Here is a 565-nt window from a genome sequence, read left to right on the forward strand (position 1 = left end):
CCCGCGGCTTATCGCAGCTTATCACGTCCTTCATCGCCTCCATGAGCCAAGGCATCCGCCATGCGCCCTTATTCACTTTCTTGGTAGTGGCCATCAACATGGCCGCTCATACTTTCAGCTGTATCCCGACAAACAAATATGTCAGGAAAACTTCTTTGTTGAGTTTTATTCTACAGTCTCGTGTGTCAATATGTCAAAGATCTCTTGGTGTCAACCCGGCAGCAAGCGCCGGGTCCAGGACTGAACGCCTTCAGGCGTCTATCCTCACCGGTGTGGAGAATAACGGATTCGAACCGTTGACCCCCTGCTTGCAAAGCAGGTGCTCTAGCCAGCTGAGCTAATCCCCCGAAAGACAGAGTTGCAAGTACAAGAAGAGGTAACGAACCAAAAAAAAAGGTCTCGTCGGAAGAAGAAAGGCTTCTTCCCTAACTCTCCACCTCTATGGCGTCCCTCCAGAAAGGAGGTGTTCCAGCCGCACCTTCCGGTACGGCTACCTTGTTACGACTTAGCCCCAATCACCGGTTTCACCCTAGGCCGACCCTCGCGGTCACGGACTTCAGGCGCC

At 52.9% G+C, this 565-nt stretch carries 1 tRNA gene and 2 rRNA genes; all 3 read right to left on the minus strand.

Annotated features, from left to right (window positions below):
• Positions 1-82 (minus strand): 23S ribosomal RNA (locus tag CIK99_RS12025); the annotation flags it as partial.
• Between the two features lie 191 nt (positions 83-273).
• Positions 274-347 (minus strand) — tRNA-Ala (locus CIK99_RS12030).
• Between the two features lie 109 nt (positions 348-456).
• Positions 457-565 (minus strand): 16S ribosomal RNA (locus tag CIK99_RS12035); the annotation flags it as partial.

The sequence above is a fragment of the Prevotella sp. P5-92 genome (genome assembly GCF_002251245.1).
Classification (GTDB): Bacteria; Bacteroidota; Bacteroidia; order Bacteroidales; family Bacteroidaceae; genus Prevotella.